This window comes from Saprospiraceae bacterium, assembly GCA_016717265.1.
Taxonomy (GTDB): Bacteria; Bacteroidota; Bacteroidia; order Chitinophagales; family Saprospiraceae; genus Vicinibacter.
In genome coordinates, this window is sequence record JADKFX010000003.1 from 1 (window position 1) to 23626 (window position 23626).

Consider the following 23626-nt stretch of genomic DNA (forward strand, 5'->3'; position numbering starts at 1 on the left):
TTTTACCACTACTCGTAAAACGCTATCTGCTTTAAAGCTTTGAATTCAGCTTGCTTACAATTTGCATTTAACATCCAATCTTTGATGGTTACATACCGTTTTGTATCATCTCTGTTTAAGCGATCCTGATCCTCTGAAATAAAAATTCGCTTTTCAATATCCTCGCAATCTTTACAACGGGATACCACATAAATACTAACCTGTTTATCTTGTAAGTTTTGGAATGGAATTCCTGTATTAAATTCAAAATAACCTGCAGGTTGCGAGGCTGTGATACATGCCTTTGATGGAACAAACGTTGGCACAACGACAACATTCTCCGCACCCTTACTTGAGTTTGGACTTTGATTCAGGCATTTAATTCGGCCCTTCATTATCAAATTCTGCGCTTTAAAATCGCTCTGATAAAAAACTAACAAGAAACTCCAAATCAAATAATTTTTCATAGCTTCAATATTAATGTGTGACCGGATTCAAATAAAGATCTATATTTTTCATGTCCGGAGATATAATTTTTAATCGACTAATTTTATCTTCGTAATTTGGGTGAGATGTTACAATTTCAATTTCATCCCCGATTGTATATTCATCTAGACGGATAAGAAAACTGCCATCATTTTTTGTTTTATCAAAATATTTAGTACCTTCAACAATAACATCTACACCTTTAATGGGATATTCTGCAGCAGTTTTTACTTTACCTGAAATATTAATTTTAGAAACAAATGGAATTCTAAATTCAATAAAAGTGGACTTTGAAATTAAGGTATCATAAATTTTTGTAGCATATCCTATACTGGATATTTCAATTTTCAATTTACGCTTTGTTACTTCATTTGGCAAATCCACGAAAAGTGCTTGTCCATTATTATCAATAGATTGTGTTCTTATATTATCCTTTAAATAAATTTTAACTTCACCTTGTGTCAATGGATTATTTTTCCAATCAAATACCCGAACTGCCAATTTAGCTTCAGTTGGTTCTTGCAAGAAATAGAAAAGAGTTACCACGGAGAATAATATAAGAATCAACAAACTGGCTATTCTAACTTGAGATTTACGTTTTTTCGCGTTTCAAAAGAATCGGATAATGGGGTTTCACGAATCGGCGGCGCATCAGAAGATTGATTTAGAATTTTGCTAATCGAGTCATAAAGAATTTCCAATTCCGGATGATCGGATTCGCCGTCCCAATCTTTCATCATTGCTGATTCAATCCTTCGGAAAGCTAGAGGTATGGGAACATTTTCTAAAACGATTGGTACTAATTTACGTTTGCTTGCGGCTTCACTCGCTTCATTTTTTACCCATTCAGATTTAATGGAACGCTCCGTCCAAACTACGATAACACAACTGGCTGAATGCAATTCATTTTCAATAACTGTATCAAACCGTTCTCCTATAGGAATCTGTCGATCCCACCAAACACTCCAACCTTTAGCTTCCAGTAAGCCTGCAATTTGCCTTACGGTAGATTTATCTTCACTGGAATAGCTGATAAATATATCTGCCATAATTCAGTTTGAATTTAATTATCATGGAAGATAAGCTTAAAAATTACATTCCAATCAAATAATTACAATATACATTTCGAATACAAATAAAATTACGTTCAATTGCTATAAAAGTAATTCTAAAACATAAAATCACATTTTAATTGGGGTTATATTGCAATAACATGGATTTATAAAATGTTATCAATCTAGCAATTATTAAAATTACACAATTTAAAAATACTCCAAAAGAACCATATTAAAACAACAATAGCCACAGGCTGAAGTCTGTGGCTATTGTTGTTTATTTAATTTTCGTTCCTGGAATTTTAGAATTTTGATTCTCCTATTGATTTACTTTGAGACCAAGCGCTTCTTTCAATTCCCCAGACTGAAGTCTGGGGTTTTTACTTTCTTGAGATTGAAACCTAGGACCATAATTTTCTGCAACCATTCCATTGATGAAAGTCCAGGGCAAATTTCCACAGACTGAAGTCTGGGGTTTTACCTCCCTAAGATTGAAACCTAGGACCAGAATTTTCTGCAACATTCCCATTGATGGAAGTCCGTGGCAAATTTCCCCAGACTGAAGTCTGGGGTTTTACCTCCCTAAGATTGAAACCTAGGACCAGAATTTTCTGCAACATTCCCATTGATGAAAATCCAGGGCATTGTATACCACATTCAAAGAGCCAGAGACTCGACCCATCTTGGACACGTAGACTTCAGTCTATGTGATTTTCCACAGACTTAAATCTGGGGTTTTTACTTTCTTAAGATTGAAACCTAGGACCAGAATTTTCTGCAACATTCCCATTGATGAAAATCCAGGGCAATGTATACCACATTCAAAGAGCCAAAGGCTCGACCCATCTTGGACACATAGACTTCAGTCTATGTGATTTTCCACAGACTTAAATCTGGGGGTTTTACTTTCTTAAGATTGAAACCTAGGACCAGAATTTTCTGCAACATTCCCATTGATGGAAGTCCGTGGCAAATTTCCCCAGACTGAAGTCTGGGGTTTTACCTCCCTAAGATTGAAACCTAGGACCAGAATTTTTTGCAACGTTCCCATTGATGAAAATCCAGGGCAATGTTTACCACATTCAAAGAGCCAGAGGCTAGACCCATCTTGGACACATAGATTTCAGTCTATGTGATTCCTGATTCTCTATATGACAACCAATTTTTTTCTTCCTATTAATTTTCCTTTAAAAAATGCTTCAACATAATAAACGCCTGAAGGAATATTAATTATTTCTAAAGAATACTGATTCTCTATAACATAGCTTAAATAACTTGCACCAAGACAAGAAATCAAATTTACTTTATCTATCTTCTGATTAGATTTAATAAGAACATTTCCTTGGGTTGGATTTGGCATTAGAATAAGTAATTCTTCAAAGCCAATTTCATTATCTGCGTCTACTGTTTTCTGTACTTCAAATAACTGTGAAATAGTATCCCTATTATTACAGGCATCTTCTATAATCCAATTTATTTTATGAATGCCAATTGGATATGTTCCACTTGCTATGAATGAATTTTTGGAATTATATGCCCGTGGATTGTCAGTGAATGTTGGAATTATACCGGCAATAAAGTCCTTCCTGTTTAATGGACCTACTTTATAATCAAAACCTCCTGAATACTTACCAGTACCATCATTGAATTCATCGATTTGATATTCTACAATGATCTCATCTGCAGGTAAACAATTATCAAGAGCTTCAGCTACAATATCTATGGCAGCTAAGCCATTTACATTAGGTGGCCCTTGATTGCCAATGATAATACTTAATGTTGGTTTTTCTAAATCATTAATCTTAATTTCTTGTAAATATTCCCATTTACCTCGGATTGAGTCTATTGAAGGTTCATATATACACCAATCAATAATTACCCATTTTCGAATTAATTTTAAACAAGCGTCTGGTTCGTTTGCGAAATAATTATCAAGATGTTCTATTGTAAGCAATGCACAATATTGATCTACCCCTTTTTCGAATTCCGGTTTACCTAAGAGCGGATTATCAGGACTAACATCATTACCACATGCACCTATATTTATAGCTTGCCCATTACAATTCCCAGGCCAGATTATATCATCCTTTATATCGCAAGGAACCACTTGATTTATATTGAGCTGACTGCAACTAACAACCCAAATGGATTGTGTAGCAGTTACCTTAACACCATTTGGACCAAAAGCTATAATACTTCTTTTAATTAGTCCTTGTCCGCACTTTCGCAAATCGTCCACTTGGATTGTTGGATTAACTTCGCATGAACTCAAAACATATCCATCAAAACCCCAAACCAATTCATAAATTCTATTCTCATCTGATGAATCAAACAAGGCACGGTAATAATCACATGCTCTATTTGTGGCCGGAGGATTTGAAGGCGGTGCTCCAGAAACATAACCAGGATATCCTGTAATCACATTAGGCACACAATAGCTATAACATACTTTATCTAATGTCGAAACCTTTTTCTATTTGACAATTCAGTTAGTACCCTTCCAAATGTTGGATCATTAGGATCACTAAGTTTATTGATATCAATTTGAAATGCACAACTTACTACTATGTTTGGTGGTGCAACCAAGGTTGGAACACTGCGGTCTAGAATCTCAACTTCCGTGATACAATCCGTGAAACGATTAAATAAATTTCCACCAGTATTCATACTTGAAGGAGGTATAGGACCGATTCCAGGATCTCTATCAAAAACACGTAATACAACAATTACTTTTTTTCCAACATCCGAACAACAAAAATTTACAAAATCATCAAAATAAATTTGATTACCAATCAATAATGTATCATCATCTCCATTTGCAGAGGCACATATAATATTCGCATCTTCCTGCATATCAATAGTGCCATTTGCATTTCCTTGCAATTGCTCGATTCTGATTGCTTTAAAAAAATACAATTGGGGCACAACTATCATGACTTCCTTTGTCTAGATCCCTGGCAAATATTTTAGCAAAATTTTTGCCAGGCGGATTCGTACCAACAATATTAGCATTTAACTTTTCTACACATATTGCTGTTGGAGGCAAATTATCATCGCACAATAAAGTCACTGGCTTTCTTGTTACATTTCCACAACAATCTGAAGCAACAATGTAAGCAGTATTCATTCCTTGCGGAAGATTCGTTACAACATAACCTGATATTTCATTTCCGAGAACAACTCCAACTGCAATTTCAACTTTATAATGCAATTCATTTGAACAATTATCTACAACCCAAGGTGGCTCCACTTCCCATCGAACATCACATTCAAATGGTGACAATTTTATCTTTAGTGTATCTGGATATAAAACCGAAGGACCTTGTTGATCAAATACATGAATTACTTGATCGTGCTCCAAAATGATATTTGTACACCAATCTATAACCACCCATTCTCTTAAAATTTTCCTACAAGGAATTTCTCCGGCATCACAACCAGGCAATCTTAAATCTACCACAATATCTTTGTAGTTTAATGTAAAATTGGAACATTCCAATCCGGTAGGAAAGCCAGTACCTTGCAACATAATATGTTGATCCCCTGCCCAACAAATTGGAGCATTTAATGTCCACTGTTTGTGAAATGAATAATAAATACTATTTGGATTAGGATGTCCGAAATTTATATCACCAGGAACATCAATAATATTCCATCCTAAAATTCGAGGAAGTCTTCGATTCGGATATATATCGGGCTCCGTAGCATGAGCAAACCAAAATGCAGAGTCTAATAAATAACCACCTACACAAGATGGTGTATTCAGTATATACTGGCTGATATCAATATTTTTATCTACTTGTTCATCACATTTTAAAACTGGCCAATCCATACCATCAAAATTTGGTGGGAATTTCACATCTTGAGTTTTCATTATATCAACTGTAATTGTTTGAATACACTCAGATTTATTTCCTGAATTATCAGTTGCGATCCAATTTCTGCTTATAATTTTATCAAAACCTTGTGTGCAACCACCAAAAACTATTTTGTCATTATATGTAAAATTAACATCCCCACAATTTTCAAACATACTTGCAATGCCTGTATAAAATGGTCTTGAGTCCATCGAACAAGAAATTGTCAAATTTGGTGGACAAATCAAAACAGGTGCTAATGTATCGATGACTAAAGCCTTTCCCCAACAATTAATTCCAGTCATTGGATCTATTACAGCAAATTTTATAAGTCTTCCTTTGTCTCTAGAATTTACTTGAATTCCTGGCAATTTAGCATCTCGATCAATAATTTGGTTTGTAATCCAATCTCTCAATTCTATTTTATATAAAGGAAAACAATATCCCCATCCTGACAAAATCATAGCTGCATTCACGCTTGTTGAACAACTATCATTCAAATAAATGCTGATTTCATTTTGACAATCAAATGTATCCACTTGTACAAAATTGCAATCAACAACCCAAATTGTTTGGGTATCTTTGAGTAGTTTGTTATTTTGATCAATCACTGAATAAACCCTAAGAATTGGACCATGATAAAAATTCGCCTGACTTTTGATTCTCAAATCAAAAAGTGATAAGGATACGTTATTTTTTGCTTTTTCCACATAACCATCCTGACCCCAATTCAACACATATTTTTTGTCTGTTTGCGATGCATCAAAATAAAGTTTGAAATAATTGCAAGCAATATTTACTGCAAGACTTTGTGCTGGATTCGCTGGGTTGAATCCAGGGTATTCAGTACAAACATTTGGCTCACAAAATCCTTTGCAAACCAAGTCTTGTGTAATGATTGATTGTCGATTAAAACTGTCCTTCAATATGCGGCCAAAAGTTGCATCATCTACATTGGCTAGATTATTAATATCAAAGCCAAACGTATGTGTAATAACGACATCTGAAGGAGCGATTAAAACAGTGCCTTGAGCCAAACATTGATTTTGGAAATTCACAAGTATGGCAAACTGCAAAAAAAGTAGAATTTGTAATTGGTTCATAATAGCATGCATTTAAAATAATAAAAATAAGATAATTTAATATCATAGATCTTTAAATAATCATATTGCAAGACTGTTAAAGTCGCCTCAAAATATGAAGAAACGATTTCCAATCTGAACCCCATGATAAGCTTCAGAACCTTGATAATAAATAAATAATTTTGTGACTGATTTCTCTAAAGGCAAAAAGGAATTACTTAAAACACCATACACTCAAAAATAACCTTTTAAAAGTAATTCACTCAAATATACGAATAAATAAAAAAACATTCAATTTTAACAAAAAAATCTCTGGAATATATTGCCATAGCCACGGATTGAAGTCACAGGCTATTGATTTATTCATAACATTGCCCCAGACAATAGTCTAGGGCAATGTATTTCATATTGAAAGAGTCAGAGAATCAACCCATCTTGGACACATGGGCTTCAGTCTATGGTAATTTCCCCTGACTGAAGTCTGGGGTTTTTACTTTCTTGAGGGATGAAAACTAGGACCTTAATTTTCTTCAACCTTCCAATTGACGAAAGTCTAGGGTGAATTTCCCCAGACTGAAGTCTGAGGTTTTACCTCCCTAAGATTGAAACTTAGGACCATAATTTTCTGCAACCTTCCAATTGACAGAAGTCTAGGGTAATGTATACCACATTCAAAGAGCCATAGGCTCGACCCATCTTGTTTACATAGGCTTCAGCCTATGTGAATTTCCCCAGACTGAAGTCTGGGGTTTTTACCTCCCTAAGATTGAAACCTAGGACCTTAATTTTCTTCAACCCTCCCATTGATGAAACTCTAAGGGAATATATACCACATCCAAAGAGCCATAGGCTCGACCCATCTTGTTTACATAGGCTTCAGCCTATGTGAATTTCCCCATGCCCCCTGATAATCCCATTCTCATCCTAAAGCAAAAAATATTATTCCAATTCTTTAAAAATATATTGCTCCTCAAAGGATACTTTATTCTCATTAAGTAATGAAATGTACTCCTTCTTAAAACTTTGTTTTAAATGATGTTGCTCTTGATTGGCAATATATCTAAATACTCGTTCGACATGTGATTTGCTATATGAAAATACACCATACCCTACCTGCCATTCAAATCTATGCTTTGTAAGTTGATGGTCATTAATGTACTTAGAACTTTTGCCTTTAACAATTTGCATTAAATTAGAAATAGAAATCACAGGTCTTAATCCAATAAAGCAATGGATATGATCTTCTACTCCATTTACAATAATTGCTTTACAGCCTGTTTCATTAATAAGATTTCCAATGACCCCATGTAATTTTGGGCGCCATAATTTATCCAAAACCGATTGCCGATATTTTACAGCAAAAACAGCCTGGAGGTAAACTTGATGATACGAATGTGCCATAGTGTTTTGTTTTTCATAGTGAGAGAATTAAAAATTAGGGTGTTAGAAATACAAAATAAAACCATCTATTCGCTGAGAATAAAACGAATTAAATTAAATCAATTTAGTATCCTGTGGCTAAGATACTTAATTTTAGTAATTGCTAATAAATTCAAACAACCCCTTTCGCCGGCTCTCCATTTAAAACTTTAATTACATGGGCAATTACCAAAGAACTACTGTAATAATACCAATGATTCAGTTGATTTGTTCGTAAACCTGGCTTAAGGTCATCTTTTACACCAGTGGCGTTAACATCAATAATATCAGGACTTACAATGTCATTTCGCTTCCTGCCATATCGACCCAGACGATTATTAAAATTCTTAGTATATTTTGAAATATCGAGGACGATATCTTTTTCATGAAAATAAATATGGATTCTTTTTCCCAACTCAATTAATCGATTAAAAGCTTCCCCTTTTTCAAAAATACTATACTCAATATCAGCCGCCATCAAGATAATCTGATCAAATATTTCTGGATACGGAATTTGCTTGATAGACATTTCAATCATCATTTGTTTAAGTACCCTATTTCCCATAGAATGAACTAAAAGATGAACTTTGCCTTTACATAATGGATTGCGCTCACGGGCAAGAAAGACTTGAAAAAAATCCAATAATTTAGCCATACATCGAGCCAATGTTTCACCACTTCGTTCAGCATCTTTTTTATCATCATGGTAATGTAAGGGCAAGTCACTACTTCGACCAGGCCATGTAAAAATCACTATTCTGCCAATGGGTGATTCCTCATTCAAAACATAACGTTTATGTAGTTCCTTAAAATTACTTCGAACACTATTAAGATCTGTATTAAATCCATGAATAAAAAACAATACATCATTTTTACCACTTGTTTGATTTTCCTTATTCCGAAAATCATCATACAGTTCTTTAAAGAATCTCGCTGAGCCTTTTAAACTTGAGGTATTTGTCGCTTTTAGACCACTGTATGTTATTTGATTCGTTTTCGTCGGATCCGGAAATAACTCAAATTCATCATTTTCTATATCATAGCTACCAAATCGCAAATCATCACCTGCGTGTTCTCTTCCATCAGGCCGAATTACTTCTTTAGTTCCGCGTTGTTGAATTTCTCTATTCGTTATGAAATAATGCATAATATTAGAATTTTAATTAAGTGCTTCAAATGAATCCCCAGCGATGCCAAACATTATTGGCCAATTTTAAAAGGGATCGTAAACTGATACGGTATTTGAATATTTCCATAACCAATATCTACTCCAATCTGACCTTTTAAGGTTGGGTTACTTATGAGGGGATCTCCGATTCCAAAAGCTTGAAGTATATTACCCTGAAAAAAATTTGTTTGCCAGGTTAAATATACTTTTTTTGAATGTTTTGCCTGAATCATTTTATTACCATCTAAGGTTTTAAACTCAACGATGTAAGGACTATAGTTCTGATTGAGCATAGCTGTAGAAGTAAACATTACTGCTTCAATTGCAAATTCGTTAGGATTATATAATTCAAAAGGAATATAAATTTTATATCCAGTTGTATTGGGGCCGGGATATTCAACCACTAAATTGTTCTTGATACTATTCCATTTATTTAAAAAATTAGTCCAGGCAATTGGAGCCGATGTGTTTATAAGCCCTATTTGAGAAACTAAATAATTTGCAGCGTTTATTTCTTTAGAACAAAACCAACAAGTTGCTGATGGATCTGGAATTTTAATTTTTGTATCTACTAATAAATTTACAAATGGACTTAATCCAGTCAAATTAAGCTGGTTATTATCCCCAATAAATTTAAGAAAAGAACTCTCTGAAGAAGCGGCAATGCGAGGTGGTAATGGCAAACGGAGCGTATCGGTAATTTCAAATGGAACGGTAATACGGTCTCCTCCTAACATATGCTTAACTGCTTTTCGTGCGATGACATTTTGAACATAATCATCCACTTTTATATAGAAGGTACTTTCAAATTTATAGACATTATCTTTTCCCATAAAATCCTTAAAATATCCTTGCGGATCAAGGTCTAATTCCAGACTATAGCGTTGTGTTACACTTCCTTTTGGAGGCACAATAAACGATGCACCTCTTTTAGACAATTGAGATATTGTCCGATCTCTCATTAAGAATTTAAAATCATGATCAGGAATCGTTAATTGTGTATCATATGGATTATTAAATCTAAATTTCAAATTTAAAGTCAACTTCCCTTTAATCGCCAAATGTTGAATATCAATTTCGGGTTCAAGTTTTTTTATTTCAATTCCTCTGAAATCTACTGTGGGTACATACTCCTGAATATTAAAATACCGATTGCATGACATGGAAAGAAAGACCAAACTTAAAAGCAAGACTTTAGATTTAATAGACATTTTTTTGAATTATTTGAATGCTCAATATAAGTGTTAGTTTAATACCAATATCTCAGAAAATAAAAATTATTCGAATAAAAGGAATATACCAATTTGGAATTCTACGACTCTATATCTGCTCAACCCTATTAACAAGATTAAATATTATCATTCCAACAAATCCTGATCATAAAAACGCGCAATTTGACTCAGTCGATGATGACTAATTTATCGGATAGTATAGTCTTCCCCTTTTGCGTAAATCGGATAAAATATAATCCAGCTGGTAAATTATCGCGTTCTAATTTGAATGACTTACCAGAAATATTTAATTGTTGCTTTACTTGGAATCCTGAAAAGTCATAAACAGTAAGGCATGCGTCTTCAAATGAAACATCCCACTGACACTTTGTTTCTGAGGAAAAAGGGTTAGGATAGAATATTATTTTAGAGATTTGATTCGTTGCTTTTTTAACCCCTGTTGTAATCTCATTATTATAACGCACAGCTGCAAAATCAAAGTTTGAACCATTGTAAGAGCTACCAACCAATACAATCTTTCCATCAGGCTGAACAGCGATTGATGTTGCAATATCATCACCATTTCCAATAGGAGTGCGAACAATTCCATTCGAACCAAAAGAACTATCCAATGCTCCATTAGATTCATATCGTGCGATCGAAAAATCGGAAGCTGGACTATTGAGAGCACTATATCCTCCGATTAAAATTTTACCGTCACTTTGCAATATTATGGAATATTTATTTTGATAAGCGCACCCGAATAATGTAGAAACTGTTCCTTTGTTTCCAAATGAATTATCTAGTTTACCATGGATATCATACCTTGCCAGGAGCAAGTATCCTGTATAACTATATCCTCCAACGATAATTTTTCCATCCGGTTGGATGGTCATTGATTCGCCATAATCATTGGTACTATTTATGATAGCAGTGGTTGTTACCCCAGCTGAACCAAAATTTTGATCTATACTTCCATTACTATTGTAACGAACTAAAACAAAATCATACGAAAAACTTGAAGCAGTATAACCAAATCCTGACACCACAATTTTACCATCCGATTGCACCAATATACTGCGGATTATATCTCCAGCGATTCCAACTGCTGTTGTTACTTTCCCATTATTACCAAAGGTAGAATCCAAGGTCCCGTTCTCAAGATATCGCAACAAAGCAAAATCACTGTTGGAACCATTATCTGTATAACCTCCCTGAAGTATTTTTCCATCACTTTGAATGGCCACTGCCATTCCTTGATCACCACCATTTAATACAGGTGTTATTACGGTACCGTTTGTGCCAAATGTATTATCTAATATTCCGTTATGATGAAAACGCGTCAAGGCAAAATCGAAATTAGGAAAAATCCCACAATAACCACCAACTAAAAGTTTTCCATCACTTTGCATTGTTAAAGAATTTCCTGCAAAATTGGAGCATCCAATATTATTTATTATACCACCAGTTCCAAAGGTATTATCTAAGGAACCATTCGTTTGATATCGAACAAGTGCTGCATTGCTACCACTTTTTCCACCGATCACAATTTTGCCATCAAGTTGGATGATCACTGCATTTCCTAAATCATTATTAATGCCTATTGCTGTCGTAATTTTCCCATCATGATCAAAGGAGAGATCTAAGGAACCATCTTGGCTATAGGTGAATATAGATATTACACAACACATACTGAATGTAAGAGCCTGAATTAAGAAAATGGTTCTATTGGACATATAAAGTTTCCTAAGATTTTTCCAAAGTTAAACAAATCCAGGAATCATCCAAAACCAAATCACAATATTGCCCGATTACATTCCGACGATTTCAACAATGAGAAATAAAATTAAATCCCTACAATAACTTCTAATAATTGTCTTGTTCATGCCGGAGTCTACTCTTGTACAAACTTTAGATTCTCAAATTGATCTCCATCAAATACATAAATGCCAACAATATATCCGTCAACTGTAGATTGTTCCTTGGATACTTTAATGTGAGTAAAGCCAAATTTTATTTGAACATCCATACCATTTTCTTGTATTGTATACTCCACTTCAGAGAGCAGCTCAATTGACTTTTTCATATGGCTTTTTGCCCATTTTAACGCAACCGGTCGTGATTGATCTATCCATTTTAGCAATCGATCAGATTCTGTATTAAACTGCCATTTTTTCTCAAAAGTATCAGGATTAAAGTTATATCCTGGTTCGTTTTGGATTGAAAGTATAGAATTCTGACGTTGCCAAGGACTTCCTTGTTGCCAATGTACCAAGGGTATGATATCTCCTACTTCAGTGCCAAACGATTTCGCTTCCATAAAATCGACGACCAAGCCGTACTTACTGGCTGCTGACCATTTAGAAAGAACGGATAACAATTGCTTAAAGGTTTCTGCGCGCTTATTTGAAGTTGGTTCTTCAAAAATCAGTATGCGCACATCCCCTAAATAAATACAACAACTAAACTTCTGCAAACCACTCGATTTAAGTTGATCTAACAGTATCCGGGTATCTGCTAATTCCGCTTTTGCTTTTATCAATGAATTATCAATCTCCACTTTATTAATACCTAATCCAACTAAGCGTTTATCCCATCTGATTTTGATTTGTAACAAGCTATCCGATTTACTAGCTAAAACAGAATTCTTTACAGAGAAACTCAACTGTTTAATTGGATTTTCTGTGAGTGTATAAATTACTTTAAATTGATCAGGAAAATACAAATCGAGCCACCCATCCAAACCATCCGGAGCTTTCTTTTTTCCAATGCATTTCACAAGCAAAGCACAAATTACGATTGCAATAACAATTTTAAACAGAATGGACCAACCCATAAATTCGGAAGCTATAAAAATTCAAAGATAAAACTAAATTTTAGGTTTATCCTGAAGAAACCATCCACCTTTGACAATCCAGGAAATTCCAAAAAATGTAAGTGCAATACATTCAAACCAAAACACGTAAGAATCGATATCCGGAATAATTTTAAAGTAGATTAATATTGCAATGATTGCAATAGAGGCCATGCATCCAAGCATTACATAACCACAAACCCGATATACAATATTGCGATTTAATTTTTCTGCTGTTGGTATTTGATCCTCATGTGTCTTTGGGAATAAAATTAAACTAAAATAACTTAGGCAAAGAAAAAAAGAAACTGCAGAAATTTTATGCAATACCCCAAAATGATATTGATAACAAACTATACAGTCCGGCTGACTATTATCTGGCGTCGTTGGCAAAAAGGCAACACATAAACAAAAGATACATGCGAAATTTGCCGCCCAGCTGTCTTCCTTTTTGGGTCCTCTATAAGTAAATAAAAACATTGCAATAACACATAATATGCCTACAAATACATTCTGCATTGGCGAATGGTAATAAGCACTAACAGAATGTAGCGGACAGTCACATTTTCCAAAATATTTTGAACCAAAATACATAACAAATGGAAATAAAATACCCAGCAGTCCGATACTTCTTCTGAGCCATAAAAATGGAATTAATTGGTCTTGTCCGAAATGCTCTTTATTTTCTTGTAAATTATGCATATGTATCAATTTAAAATGAATAAATATGAAACTTAAATAAAAATAGTAAAATCGATTTTATTTACTAATCAAAATAGGCCTATAGTTAATTTTAAATTTTTTAGAATTAATTGTAATGCTTTCTATTTCTGTAATATATCCACAACATCTTGTGTCATTTGAATTGTATGTGGCAAATAAAGTATCCGTATCCATGGCATCTAAGACCAAATAAATTTCATTTTTTACTTCGGGAAATAGATTAATACTGATAGCACTATCAACCAAGCTAGAATGATACTCAATAAATGATATCCCATAATAAATGGTATCATTTCCTAAAACCGAATAACATTTCATTTTACTTTTATCATAAATGCTATTTGCTCCAAATACTAAATCCATATCTGCAATTGTATCTTGCACAACAAATACAAAATCATAATTATCGCCTGAACAATCGACATAATTGCAACATCCGCTTATAGATGAAAATAATACGGTATAAAGCAAGTATTTTAAAAAAGGCATCCTGTTGATTAAATTGTAAAAAATAAAACAATAAAATAATTCAAAAATATATTATAACACAACAATGCAAGGTAAATAAAATTAAGCAGCTTATAAAATTCATAACTCAAATTAAACCATTTACAAATAATTTATTCTGTTCATTTGCCTCCCAATAAAAACTAGGTGGGTAACCCGGCACTTCATTTAAATCCAACTCTAATTCTGTACCATCCGGCAATAATGCTCCTAAACAAAATGCCTCAATTGCTGACAATTTAACTTTTGGTACCCCTTCATCATTTGGAACTGAAACAATGACATTATTCTGAAAACCAAAACTATCGTGAACAAAATAAGCTACAGGATGAAATATTGCTGCTCCATCTAAAAGTTCGACCCAAATAACTACATCATAAAATCCTTTGGATTTTCCAATACTCACAGTTGCAGTCAACCGAAAATCACCATCGACAGATTTTTTGCCCCATTTACCTTTTTGTATATCCTCTGAGGTTATATCAAACTTCTTGGCTTTAATTACCTCTGGAATTTTACTATGTAAAATACTAAGTTCATTTTGAATAGATTCATTCGATTGAGTATTGATCAATGAATCGATTCTATTCATTTGGGTAACATTTGTTTCACTTTCCACTTCCACTTTAGCTTTTTCGGCTAATGTCCCTAATAAAGTTTCCTTTAACTTTCCAATTTTTAATGATTGCCTGGCAATTTCTTGATTTAAAGCCTGACTATCTTTTTGCATACGATTAAGTATTAATGGAAATACTGTACGTGTCCAGACATAACCTACTGCAAAGCCTCCAGCAGAATAAAAAATCAATGTACCATATGCAAGTGCCAATGCTTTACCTGGAGCATCCATAATTAAGTTAGCAGAAAGATTAACCGCAGTCAAATCTAACTGATGTGCTATCTTTTGAAACTCAACTAAAGTGACTCCAACAAGAATTTTAGTAAGCCAATCTGAAATGTCTTCCAAATTGGTATTATCAGAATATGAAGATCCATTAACTTTTCGACCTTTATCAGCTCTTGGAATACCGAACAAAAATCCAAGCAGCATTCCAGCCATGGTGCATGCAGCGGCTACCATAATAAAACTTAAAAAAGATCCTTCTTTAATACAAGCTAAAACAATTGCGACGATTAATGTTAATAATAATTTACCATAAAGAATCATACTCAAAATAGAGACTGACTGAATTTTTTCGGTGAATGTTGTTTTCATAAAATAAATTTAGAAAATACGAAAATATACCCTGTCATTTATAGATTTATACAAGCTCAATCTTAATTGATTTCAATTGTTTTTTTAATTTATTGTAATAACAAATTTCACAATCAATTCTTATTTCATCACTGTGAATGGATGAAGTAATTAAAGTAAAATTATTCTTGCCAGTTTTTCCTGCAAATTTAATGGCTCTACCATCTTTAAATCCCATAATTCTATCCTTATTCCCACATATACTTTTTTGTAAAATTAAAGGAGCAGGTTTTCTTGAGATGCCACTTGAAGTTATATTATAAACACAAGCCTTTTTAAATTTATTCTCAACAGTAATTTTAAATACACTTAAAGAGTGTACATCACCACTTAGAAAAACAATCTTTTGCTTTCGTTCATGGGATGCATTCAAAACTAGATTTAATAACCAATTTCGCTCTACCTCATTACTTCTGTGACCCCATTCGTCCCTGAAATCGTCCTTAGCGAGCGGAATATTGCCCAATGCAATATCAAAGGTATTTGCAAAATTATCTTTCCAATGAATAATTGGTACAGGAGAAACAATAAATAGGGCTTTCTTGCTTTTAACTTGAGATTTGTTAATCCAATTTTCAAATCTTAATTTTTGCTGATCGCCTAATAAACGCTCACCTGATTTTGCTTCAATATCATGATGGCCCCTCATGTCCAAAACATAAAACGCAGTGAAACTATATTCAAAATTATAATCCCAAACACAAGTATCTAGTTGCTTTAAGTTGATATTCGTTTTAGGATTATGTGAATGCTGAAATTCATAGTAAGCCTTTGATGCAGCAATAAATAGACAATTTGTCAATTGTTTGTTTAATTTCAAATCATCATTCACCAATAATGAATTTAATCTCCGTGCTCGTTGTTGCACTGTAAGTGAACCCCACCCATCCATGATTTCATGGTCATCCCAAATCATATATTGTGGGAATTGCTTATAAACATCTTTTAATGAATGATCCTTCCAATACTTAACATATAACTCCCGATAATAAACTACCAACCTATCTACCACCATATCTACAATTAAATTTCCATCCACATCAGAACATTGAGCAGTTATATGATTCTTAAACTTCTTTAACCACTTCCAAATATTGTATTTTTCACCAGAACTATCAGCATACATTTGATCACCTCCTCCAATTACAAATTTGGCATCCTTGGATTTAAGTTCTTTATAAAAAAATGGCCAAAGATTTGATCCTGTTTTTTCAAAATCATTACAACTATAAAAGCCAAATGAAAATGTATTCAAATCATACTTCATGGTTCTAAAATAATCCTGCGAAGATTTACCAAAAGTTAAACGCTCAATGTCCTTAATTTCATTAATTTCATTTGACGCTACTAATAAATAAAAATAGTTAGTATCATTTTCAAGCGAAGAAATATTAAATGTATTTGTTAAACCATTACTACTCAAAAAATTTCTACTTTCCAAATATACTATTGAAGGCACTAATGAATTAAAATAATCATCAACCTTAACATTGTTAAAATCAATTATTATATCATCAAAAGGATGCTGAGATAATACTAACCACCAATTTCCCTCTATTTCGGTTCTAGCCCAGATTTGAGAAGAACTTGCTGTTGTGTGTCCAATGATTATTTGAGGCATTATATAAATAAAATTTGTTAAATTTAATGCAATTCTTAATAATTATATCAAAAATATGCAAAGCCAAAAATTAAATTAAAGAAATTAGAAATAAAATCCGAAAAACGCAAATTACTAGATTAATAACCGGCCTAAATCCATGCCACTTTTGGTAGTGCCAAAATATTAAATACTACTGTTAAGATAAGTACCAAAAACTAAAGCCTTAAACTTGAAATTTAAAGCTCTAAATCAAATATTTAAATAGGAATAAATCCTGAAATCAATTATGAAATAATCTACTACTTCTCCATAATTTAAACCCTCAAATCTTAAGGAATTTATATGGAAAATTATACCCACTTTTACTACTCAATTTTATAAAATAGCAACCGCTTGCCAAATCATTTAAATCAATCCGTGTCAATTTGATTTCTAATTTGCCACTTTTAATGAATCTGCCACCAGAGTTATAAATTTCAAAACTATTAAATAGTGAAAAATCATCCAAAATATTTAATTCAGTATTTAGTGGATTCGGATAGATGGACAAATTTCTCTCGAATTCTCTTATAGAAGTTATAAAACAAGTTGGAGGTATCTTCGGATATAATAGTTCATCCTTTGAATAAAAACACAATAATCCTTCAGAATAATCCGTAAGGCAAAATCCGTAATGAGAAAGGAGACCAAAATTACTTCCGATGCCATCGATCCAATATTCCTCTCCAAAATTTGGATTTGCTTTACGAATTAACTTAAAACGCTTTCTCAGTTCACCGTTATTTAAATAAATGCTATCTATCTTATCAACAATTAGGACACAATACATATCAAAGGAAAATGTATCCTTCAATTGTAAATTGAAATCATAAAGCAGCCGTTCGTTTGCTGATCCTTGTTTGGAATATACTTTCTTGGTAGAATCCTGCCTCAAATAAATTTGATTAAAACTCCAATTAGTATTTAGTGAATCAAAAGAATAATATACTTTATGATAATTTTGAGTGCCAACTATGGTATCCTCGCCTATTCTAACTGTGTAAGATGTAGTGTTTTGTGAAAATGTGGGATAAATGGCAATATTCCATCGATTCCCAGTCTCCACTAATTTTTGTGCATATAAACCTGAAACTGCAAGTAATGAAATCACTAAGATTCGAGTTAGTAGATTATATATTTTAGACATTTCATTTGCTATTTAATTCAAATTTAAAACTATTTCTCTAATCTACTCTATAAAATTTAACAAAATTTTGACTGGATACCTAGTCCCATTTCAATAGATTCTGCCGTTAGGCGCATGTGCATTTCTATGTATCATTCCTTTATTTTTATTATGCCTGCTCGGTATAAGTTCAACGCTTTTTGCAAAATACTTTCAATGGTCTTTATGGGTAAATCTTTATTTGGATTAACTCTAAATATTTTCATTCGAGAACGGTTGCCTTCTTCCAATTTTGGGTGGTCAAGATATTTTCCTTCAACCATAAGAATGTAAGGCTCGTCTGTTTTTTTATCTGTCCACAAGTAGCAAAACATTTTATTCTTATAGCAAAAGCAGGGCATTCCCCACTTCTGTGTTTCAGTTATATTTGTGTCTTGGTCAAGAATAATACTACGTAGTGCCAGCAGACAACTCTTTTTTGGTTCTTCTTTATTCAAATAGTAGTTCTGAAGTTGCTCAACCATTTTTTCTATTTTACTCAAATTAAAATATCTATTTCTGCGTTTCCAGGATTTTGAACTTTTCTCCAAAAACTTCAAAGTCTGCTGTGAATGAGTATTCCGGGCAAATTGAGCCACCCATTCCGGGGCAAACTGAGCCACCGATTCCGGTACAAATTAAACCATTAATTCCGGTACTTTCCAGAGCAACAGATGTTATTCTATACTCCAAAAGATAAGCACAAATTTCAACTAGGTCATCAGCAAATACACCAAATTCCCTTACATCCTCTATGCCTTGACCTACCGCTACGAAGTGTGATTTGCTTCCGATGTCAATCCCCGCACAATTTAGATTGACAATCTCAATTTCAATTTTTTTCTTAGTCATCTTAAAAAATTTATGGTTAATAAAAACGACTCTAAGGAAGTGATGTATAAATTGAAAATTATTCTGAACGAGCTTGTCAAAAGACAGCATCACTGAAATTATCATCTGCCTATAAAAGGCATTACACTTCAACAAAATGACGATCGGGATTATTAATCACCAATGCTAAAATCGGCCTTGCAAAGAGTCAGACCAAATTTACGTATCGATTGTTAGCAAGAGAAATTATTTCCGTTTTTGGAAAGTGGGGAATGGCCGCTAACGTGTCAGTATTGCCGCCGTGCAACTTCCCCCGGCTGCCATACAAAAGCTAAGGCCAATATTTTCTGCCGAGCGTGAAAGTTAAATGCATCAGTGGCATGGAGGCAATACATTGTTGGCTGTAGTTGCTCTTCTTCGTACTATTCATATTTAAGTCTTGATAAACGATTTACAATTTCTGTTCTTCGTTTTCCTACTGGCTCAATTTTCAGTTGCCTCTCAAGTTCTACAAACTCGTTTACTTTGTCTAAAAATATTCTACTTTGTAAAATTGTTTCAACCCATTCTCCAAAATCTGAAAATTCTGTGTCTTTATTCGTGTAACTAAAATATTGAACTAATGACTCTAATTCCCAACTTGAACTTTCGTTATTGTTTAAATGCAAAGGCTCCTTCGCAAGAAATTTATCGAACAAGTATGGGTTTGAAAAAAATGTTCTATGGGCATTCTTTTCAGCGTCAACTAATTTACCACACTTATATAAAGTAAAAGTCCACTCAAACAAAATAATTGGGTCACAACTATCGTCTGGAAAGTTTTTTTTAAACCAATTGAAGTATCTAAAACAACCTTTGTAGTCCTTTATTTTTAAAAATTGCCCAGGAATTACATATCTAATCCCTTGTCCATCATGATAAAATCCACCCCAAAGTTTCTTATCTGCAGCAAGTGCTTTTCTGTATTTGTCTATCTTGTTTCTTACTCTCTCAATTTGCTTTTCTGTCATAGTTTACGAGTGTATCGAATACAATTACAGCCAAAACAAAAATATACGAAATATTTCGCATTTTAAGTTTCAGTGCGTCATTTCTGTGCTAACAAATAAATTTGTTATTCCAATTACATAGTATTCCCACCAATTCTAATTCTTGAATTAAATCTAAGGAATAATGTATATTATCGAAATATTCCCAAAGTAACTGGTCTCATTTTTTGCACTTCATAATTCAAATTCTACTATAGTCTTGAACTTGATTTTAAGGATACCAAAAACAAAAATATTCACCAACCAACTCAATGAGCTCTATATCTTTTAAACAACCATGAACTTACTCAATCTTCTGAACCAAACCAAGATGCCCTAGTCAAAAAAATAATTCTATTAAGATTTTAAATACGACCTCACTAATTTAATAAAACTCGAAATATTATAAATAAATAAATAATATACCAAAATGATAAAACCTAAAGATTTAAAAACGCAGGCAACTCTAATCAATGCATTGTAACCTGAATATCCATTGCCTATGTATTTCAACATCAAAATATTCTCTGTCAAATCTGCAATAAACGTAATTAACAACAACAAAATAACAAACCAATAACTCCATGTGCCTTTTTCATTTTGCTCCTTTGCACCATATAATTGACGGTGAAAATAGATGCCAAATAACCCTATGTAACAGAAGACAAAAATAATATCTGAAATATATGTGAATTTAAGCCTACACCTAAATTCATCCTCCTTAATGGAAACACATTTATCGCATGAACGATTTTTAACATAACCCAAAGTATCTCTATAATAAGATTGAAGACTACCAGGGTCCATAAATATTTTATTCAGATTTTCTTCTCTGATTGACGAGTTTTCAAAAGGAAACTTATCATGTATAACTGATACTGAAGCGATCCCCAATAAAATAAGAATCAAACTTAAGTGTTTAAATCTAATTGATTTTTTCATGATTATTGTTTTACATATTTCTTCAATGTATCTATAGATGATTTACTTAGGGCAATACCTAAAGGTACATCCACAAATACACCATTCTTAACTGGATAAATAAGTCTAAAACTATCATTATTTCTGTCAACTTCTAGTTTAAGCTTTTGTTCCCAATAATGACTATGTCCGGAAAACGGTGTTGAAGCAGCAGATGAAATTGTATTTACAAAAACTGAGTTAACAGGATCTGTATTACAATTATCATTATCGCTACACTGAATTGAGAAAATAACAAATTTTTGATATTTATCGCAATTTTTTAAAGCTGTATAAATTTCATAAATGGTGTTACATCCTGAGTTCTCATACAAACCACCATCAATCATATTTCCCACACCATCAACGTAATTATAGGAACTAGAAAATGGAAACGATTGACTTAACTTAACAGCTGTAACCATTGGCAAACTAAAATAATTACATTGATTACAATTTTTACTTCTAAATTTATCATAAAAATCAATGGAAGTATTGAAGATACTGGAATCAACAATCACAGGAGATACAATGGCTCGCTTACCAGCTTGTGTAGTTGCTGTATTAATAAAATGAAGTGGAGTCCTATATTTATAATTAGGATCATTCCATTTTAGCATAAAATCACCATTCAGTAAAGTATCCAATTGATTAGAAGAAGAATCATGATAGCATTTTTTTATTGCAACAAGTTCTTCCAATTGATGATAATAATTACGATCACGGTCATAATCCCTTTTTTTATCCAAGAATATACGGATCCCATCACTTATCAACAACCCCCAAAGACTGCTGCTTAAATAATTGAAACCGTAAATTGACGAATATATATCCATATTTATTCCCTCTCTCGGAACAATTTTATAATCATTCAAATACCATTTTGTGAGTAACATATTAATTCCAGAAGTACCTCCTGATACAGTTGAAATAGCAAATATTTTCCGCAGTAAGCAGGTATCACTTTGAAACATATAATCTAAATTCATACCAACCCAAGCACCTGCTTTTGATCCCCCACCTTGTGCAGCTATCAGATAAATTGCATCATCACAAATATTAACACTTTTCCAATCGTAATAATACTTAATAAGATTCTCCCGATTACCAAAATCCCTAAATTCCTGCGCAGATATCCTTTCTTTCCGTATCCTATGACTGCTCAATGAATCTACAAATATTAAATAAATTGCAAAAAACAAAGCTACTACTTTAAGAAATCTAAAAATAACTGCCCATGCACTTTGTTCTCTGGTATTGGGATTTTCTGTTTCTTTTTCATTTTTTGCTTGAATTTCAAAAATTTCAGAAGGGGTATTAAATAATAAATCAACCAAAGCTATGTAGAAACTAAAACAAACATTCAGGATAATCAAAGGTGAAATATGATTTAATTTATCTAGTTTTGTACTCAATGCAAAAGCAATTAATAAAAATATCAAAATGATCAGAAAAAACTTATACTTTATATCAGAATCATTATAATCTTGAATTTTATCAATATCCTCCAAAGCTTCTTTTACCCGTTCTATTGCATAATGATAACAGTTATTCCAAAGAAATAATAAAAACATGAACACTATAGAAATAAATTGAAAATAACTCCCTATTTTCCAAAATATTGCTGCAATAAAAATAATTATTACATGCCCAAGGATTCCAGTCTTTCGAAATGCTCGTATTTTGTAAATCGTCTGTTTAATATCACCTCTGGTCGCATGTCCAATATAAAGTGAAATCAACAAAAATATAAACAAAAGAAATGCATTTCCTAAATTAAAACTATTAGAAAATAAATCAGCTTCTCTCCTGATAAGCTGTTCTGACACTAAATAAATAAATACTAAAAGTGGGATATTTGCAAAGTTCCGAATTGGATACAAAATGTTTCCATCAACTGAATAATTTGCATTAGATGCCAATTTATTCAACATCTCATGTTTTTTTACATTATTTTGTAATAAACTCTTATCCCTTATCCAGAAAGCCAAATCTATGCTAAGGGTTGGTATAACCCATACTACATAAAAAAGAAGTATAAAACTAAACAGTATGAGAAAGATATTAAGAAAATTTAACCAGCATCCATCGTTATCAAATAACATGACAATGATTTCCTTTCCTTGCGATACATAATATAGTAAAAAGGGCGCCGCCGTAGCTAGAATTATGTAAAGCCAATTTTTCGTAAATGAATAAAAAATGCGTATCAAAAATTCAAATACTTTTGAAAATTCATTCATATGTCAATTTTATTTTATTTTAACATAACACAATTCATATTTAAAATTAATCCATGACTTATCGCACAATAAACCAACTAAATTTCAAGTAATCCATGGCTCTGTCTTACATTTTTTGACTTAGCTAATATTTATAGGACTAATTTCCGCCGGCGTTTGAA

The 23626-nt window shown here is 32.8% G+C and carries 21 protein-coding genes; all 21 read right to left on the reverse strand.

The window, feature by feature from the left end; genetic code table 11:
- Positions 1-8: 8 nt before the first annotated feature.
- Positions 9-374, reverse strand: coding sequence for a hypothetical protein (locus IPO86_16240; GenBank protein MBK9729652.1), 366 nt, complete (start codon positions 372-374; stop codon positions 9-11).
- 82 nt (positions 375-456) lie between these two features.
- Positions 457-1035, reverse strand: coding sequence for a hypothetical protein (locus tag IPO86_16245; protein MBK9729653.1), 579 nt, complete (start codon positions 1033-1035; stop codon positions 457-459).
- A gap of 5 nt (positions 1036-1040) precedes the next feature.
- Positions 1041-1514: a toll/interleukin-1 receptor domain-containing protein gene (locus tag IPO86_16250; GenBank protein ID MBK9729654.1), complete on the reverse strand. Its 474-nt coding sequence runs from the start codon at positions 1512-1514 to the stop codon at positions 1041-1043.
- Positions 1515-2667: 1153 nt separating this feature from the next.
- The gene (locus tag IPO86_16255; GenBank protein ID MBK9729655.1) at positions 2668-3951 is read right to left on the reverse strand and encodes a T9SS type A sorting domain-containing protein; all 1284 of its coding nucleotides are present in this window, start codon (positions 3949-3951) and stop codon (positions 2668-2670) included.
- 23 nt (positions 3952-3974) lie between these two features.
- Entirely contained in the window at positions 3975-4454 is a 480-nt protein-coding gene (locus tag IPO86_16260; GenBank protein ID MBK9729656.1) for a hypothetical protein, read from the reverse strand.
- Entirely contained in the window at positions 4423-6480 is a 2058-nt protein-coding gene (locus IPO86_16265; protein MBK9729657.1) for a hypothetical protein, read from the reverse strand. Before IPO86_16265 ends, IPO86_16260 begins: the two co-directional genes overlap by 32 nt.
- A 918-nt stretch (positions 6481-7398) precedes the next feature.
- A complete protein-coding gene (gene tnpA / locus IPO86_16270; protein MBK9729658.1) occupies positions 7399-7860 on the reverse strand; it encodes an IS200/IS605 family transposase in 462 nt (153 codons plus the stop codon).
- 151 nt (positions 7861-8011) lie between these two features.
- Positions 8012-9025: an alpha/beta hydrolase gene (locus IPO86_16275; GenBank protein MBK9729659.1), complete on the reverse strand. Its 1014-nt coding sequence runs from the start codon at positions 9023-9025 to the stop codon at positions 8012-8014.
- Between the two features lie 53 nt (positions 9026-9078).
- Complete coding sequence (locus tag IPO86_16280; GenBank protein MBK9729660.1) at positions 9079-10257, reverse strand: hypothetical protein; 1179 nt, start codon at positions 10255-10257, stop codon at positions 9079-9081.
- A gap of 188 nt (positions 10258-10445) precedes the next feature.
- Entirely contained in the window at positions 10446-11993 is a 1548-nt protein-coding gene (locus IPO86_16285; GenBank protein ID MBK9729661.1) for a T9SS type A sorting domain-containing protein, read from the reverse strand.
- 158 nt (positions 11994-12151) lie between these two features.
- Positions 12152-13093 carry a hypothetical protein gene (locus IPO86_16290; GenBank protein MBK9729662.1) on the reverse strand — a complete coding sequence of 314 codons (942 nt, stop codon included), beginning with the start codon at positions 13091-13093 and terminating at the stop codon, positions 12152-12154.
- 33 nt (positions 13094-13126) lie between these two features.
- Positions 13127-13813: a DUF998 domain-containing protein gene (locus IPO86_16295; protein MBK9729663.1), complete on the reverse strand. Its 687-nt coding sequence runs from the start codon at positions 13811-13813 to the stop codon at positions 13127-13129.
- A gap of 57 nt (positions 13814-13870) precedes the next feature.
- Positions 13871-14323: a hypothetical protein gene (locus IPO86_16300; protein ID MBK9729664.1), complete on the reverse strand. Its 453-nt coding sequence runs from the start codon at positions 14321-14323 to the stop codon at positions 13871-13873.
- Between the two features lie 106 nt (positions 14324-14429).
- Entirely contained in the window at positions 14430-15557 is a 1128-nt protein-coding gene (locus IPO86_16305; protein MBK9729665.1) for a hypothetical protein, read from the reverse strand.
- A 46-nt stretch (positions 15558-15603) separates the two neighbouring features.
- Positions 15604-17217 carry an alkaline phosphatase family protein gene (locus tag IPO86_16310; GenBank protein ID MBK9729666.1) on the reverse strand — a complete coding sequence of 538 codons (1614 nt, stop codon included), beginning with the start codon at positions 17215-17217 and terminating at the stop codon, positions 15604-15606.
- 304 nt (positions 17218-17521) lie between these two features.
- On the reverse strand, positions 17522-18385 hold the full coding sequence (locus IPO86_16315; protein MBK9729667.1) for a T9SS type A sorting domain-containing protein: 864 nt from the start codon (positions 18383-18385) through the stop codon (positions 17522-17524).
- Between the two features lie 131 nt (positions 18386-18516).
- Positions 18517-18888 carry a DUF1801 domain-containing protein gene (locus IPO86_16320; GenBank protein MBK9729668.1) on the reverse strand — a complete coding sequence of 124 codons (372 nt, stop codon included), beginning with the start codon at positions 18886-18888 and terminating at the stop codon, positions 18517-18519.
- A gap of 28 nt (positions 18889-18916) precedes the next feature.
- Entirely contained in the window at positions 18917-19255 is a 339-nt protein-coding gene (locus IPO86_16325; protein ID MBK9729669.1) for a hypothetical protein, read from the reverse strand.
- 401 nt (positions 19256-19656) lie between these two features.
- Positions 19657-20244: a hypothetical protein gene (locus tag IPO86_16330; protein MBK9729670.1), complete on the reverse strand. Its 588-nt coding sequence runs from the start codon at positions 20242-20244 to the stop codon at positions 19657-19659.
- A 375-nt stretch (positions 20245-20619) separates the two neighbouring features.
- Positions 20620-21204, reverse strand: coding sequence for a hypothetical protein (locus IPO86_16335; protein MBK9729671.1), 585 nt, complete (start codon positions 21202-21204; stop codon positions 20620-20622).
- Between the two features lie 2 nt (positions 21205-21206).
- Positions 21207-23156 carry a hypothetical protein gene (locus IPO86_16340; GenBank protein ID MBK9729672.1) on the reverse strand — a complete coding sequence of 650 codons (1950 nt, stop codon included), beginning with the start codon at positions 23154-23156 and terminating at the stop codon, positions 21207-21209.
- Positions 23157-23626 lie beyond the last annotated feature (470 nt).

Excerpts from the sequence above, each read along its gene's own strand:
- IPO86_16240 (MBK9729652.1), bottom strand. The coding sequence starts at position 374 with ATGAAGGGCCGAATTAAATGCCTGAATCAAAGTCCAAACTCAAGTAAG.
- IPO86_16250 (MBK9729654.1), bottom strand. The coding sequence starts at position 1,514 with ATGGCAGATATATTTATCAGCTATTCCAGTGAAGATAAATCTACCGTA.
- IPO86_16260 (MBK9729656.1), bottom strand. The coding sequence starts at position 4,454 with ATGATAGTTGTGCCCCAATTGTATTTTTTTAAAGCAATCAGAATCGAG.
- IPO86_16265 (MBK9729657.1), bottom strand. The coding sequence starts at position 6,480 with ATGAACCAATTACAAATTCTACTTTTTTTGCAGTTTGCCATACTTGTG.
- tnpA (MBK9729658.1), bottom strand. The coding sequence starts at position 7,860 with ATGGCACATTCGTATCATCAAGTTTACCTCCAGGCTGTTTTTGCTGTA.
- IPO86_16275 (MBK9729659.1), bottom strand. The coding sequence starts at position 9,025 with ATGCATTATTTCATAACGAATAGAGAAATTCAACAACGCGGAACTAAA.
- IPO86_16280 (MBK9729660.1), bottom strand. The coding sequence starts at position 10,257 with ATGTCTATTAAATCTAAAGTCTTGCTTTTAAGTTTGGTCTTTCTTTCC.
- IPO86_16285 (MBK9729661.1), bottom strand. The coding sequence starts at position 11,993 with ATGTCCAATAGAACCATTTTCTTAATTCAGGCTCTTACATTCAGTATG.
- IPO86_16290 (MBK9729662.1), bottom strand. The coding sequence starts at position 13,093 with ATGGGTTGGTCCATTCTGTTTAAAATTGTTATTGCAATCGTAATTTGT.
- IPO86_16295 (MBK9729663.1), bottom strand. The coding sequence starts at position 13,813 with ATGCATAATTTACAAGAAAATAAAGAGCATTTCGGACAAGACCAATTA.
- IPO86_16300 (MBK9729664.1), bottom strand. The coding sequence starts at position 14,323 with ATGCCTTTTTTAAAATACTTGCTTTATACCGTATTATTTTCATCTATA.
- IPO86_16305 (MBK9729665.1), bottom strand. The coding sequence starts at position 15,557 with ATGAAAACAACATTCACCGAAAAAATTCAGTCAGTCTCTATTTTGAGT.
- IPO86_16310 (MBK9729666.1), bottom strand. The coding sequence starts at position 17,217 with ATGCCTCAAATAATCATTGGACACACAACAGCAAGTTCTTCTCAAATC.
- IPO86_16315 (MBK9729667.1), bottom strand. The coding sequence starts at position 18,385 with ATGTCTAAAATATATAATCTACTAACTCGAATCTTAGTGATTTCATTA.
- IPO86_16320 (MBK9729668.1), bottom strand. The coding sequence starts at position 18,888 with ATGGTTGAGCAACTTCAGAACTACTATTTGAATAAAGAAGAACCAAAA.
- IPO86_16325 (MBK9729669.1), bottom strand. The coding sequence starts at position 19,255 with ATGACTAAGAAAAAAATTGAAATTGAGATTGTCAATCTAAATTGTGCG.
- IPO86_16330 (MBK9729670.1), bottom strand. The coding sequence starts at position 20,244 with ATGACAGAAAAGCAAATTGAGAGAGTAAGAAACAAGATAGACAAATAC.
- IPO86_16335 (MBK9729671.1), bottom strand. The coding sequence starts at position 21,204 with ATGAAAAAATCAATTAGATTTAAACACTTAAGTTTGATTCTTATTTTA.
- IPO86_16340 (MBK9729672.1), bottom strand. The coding sequence starts at position 23,156 with ATGTTGAATAAATTGGCATCTAATGCAAATTATTCAGTTGATGGAAAC.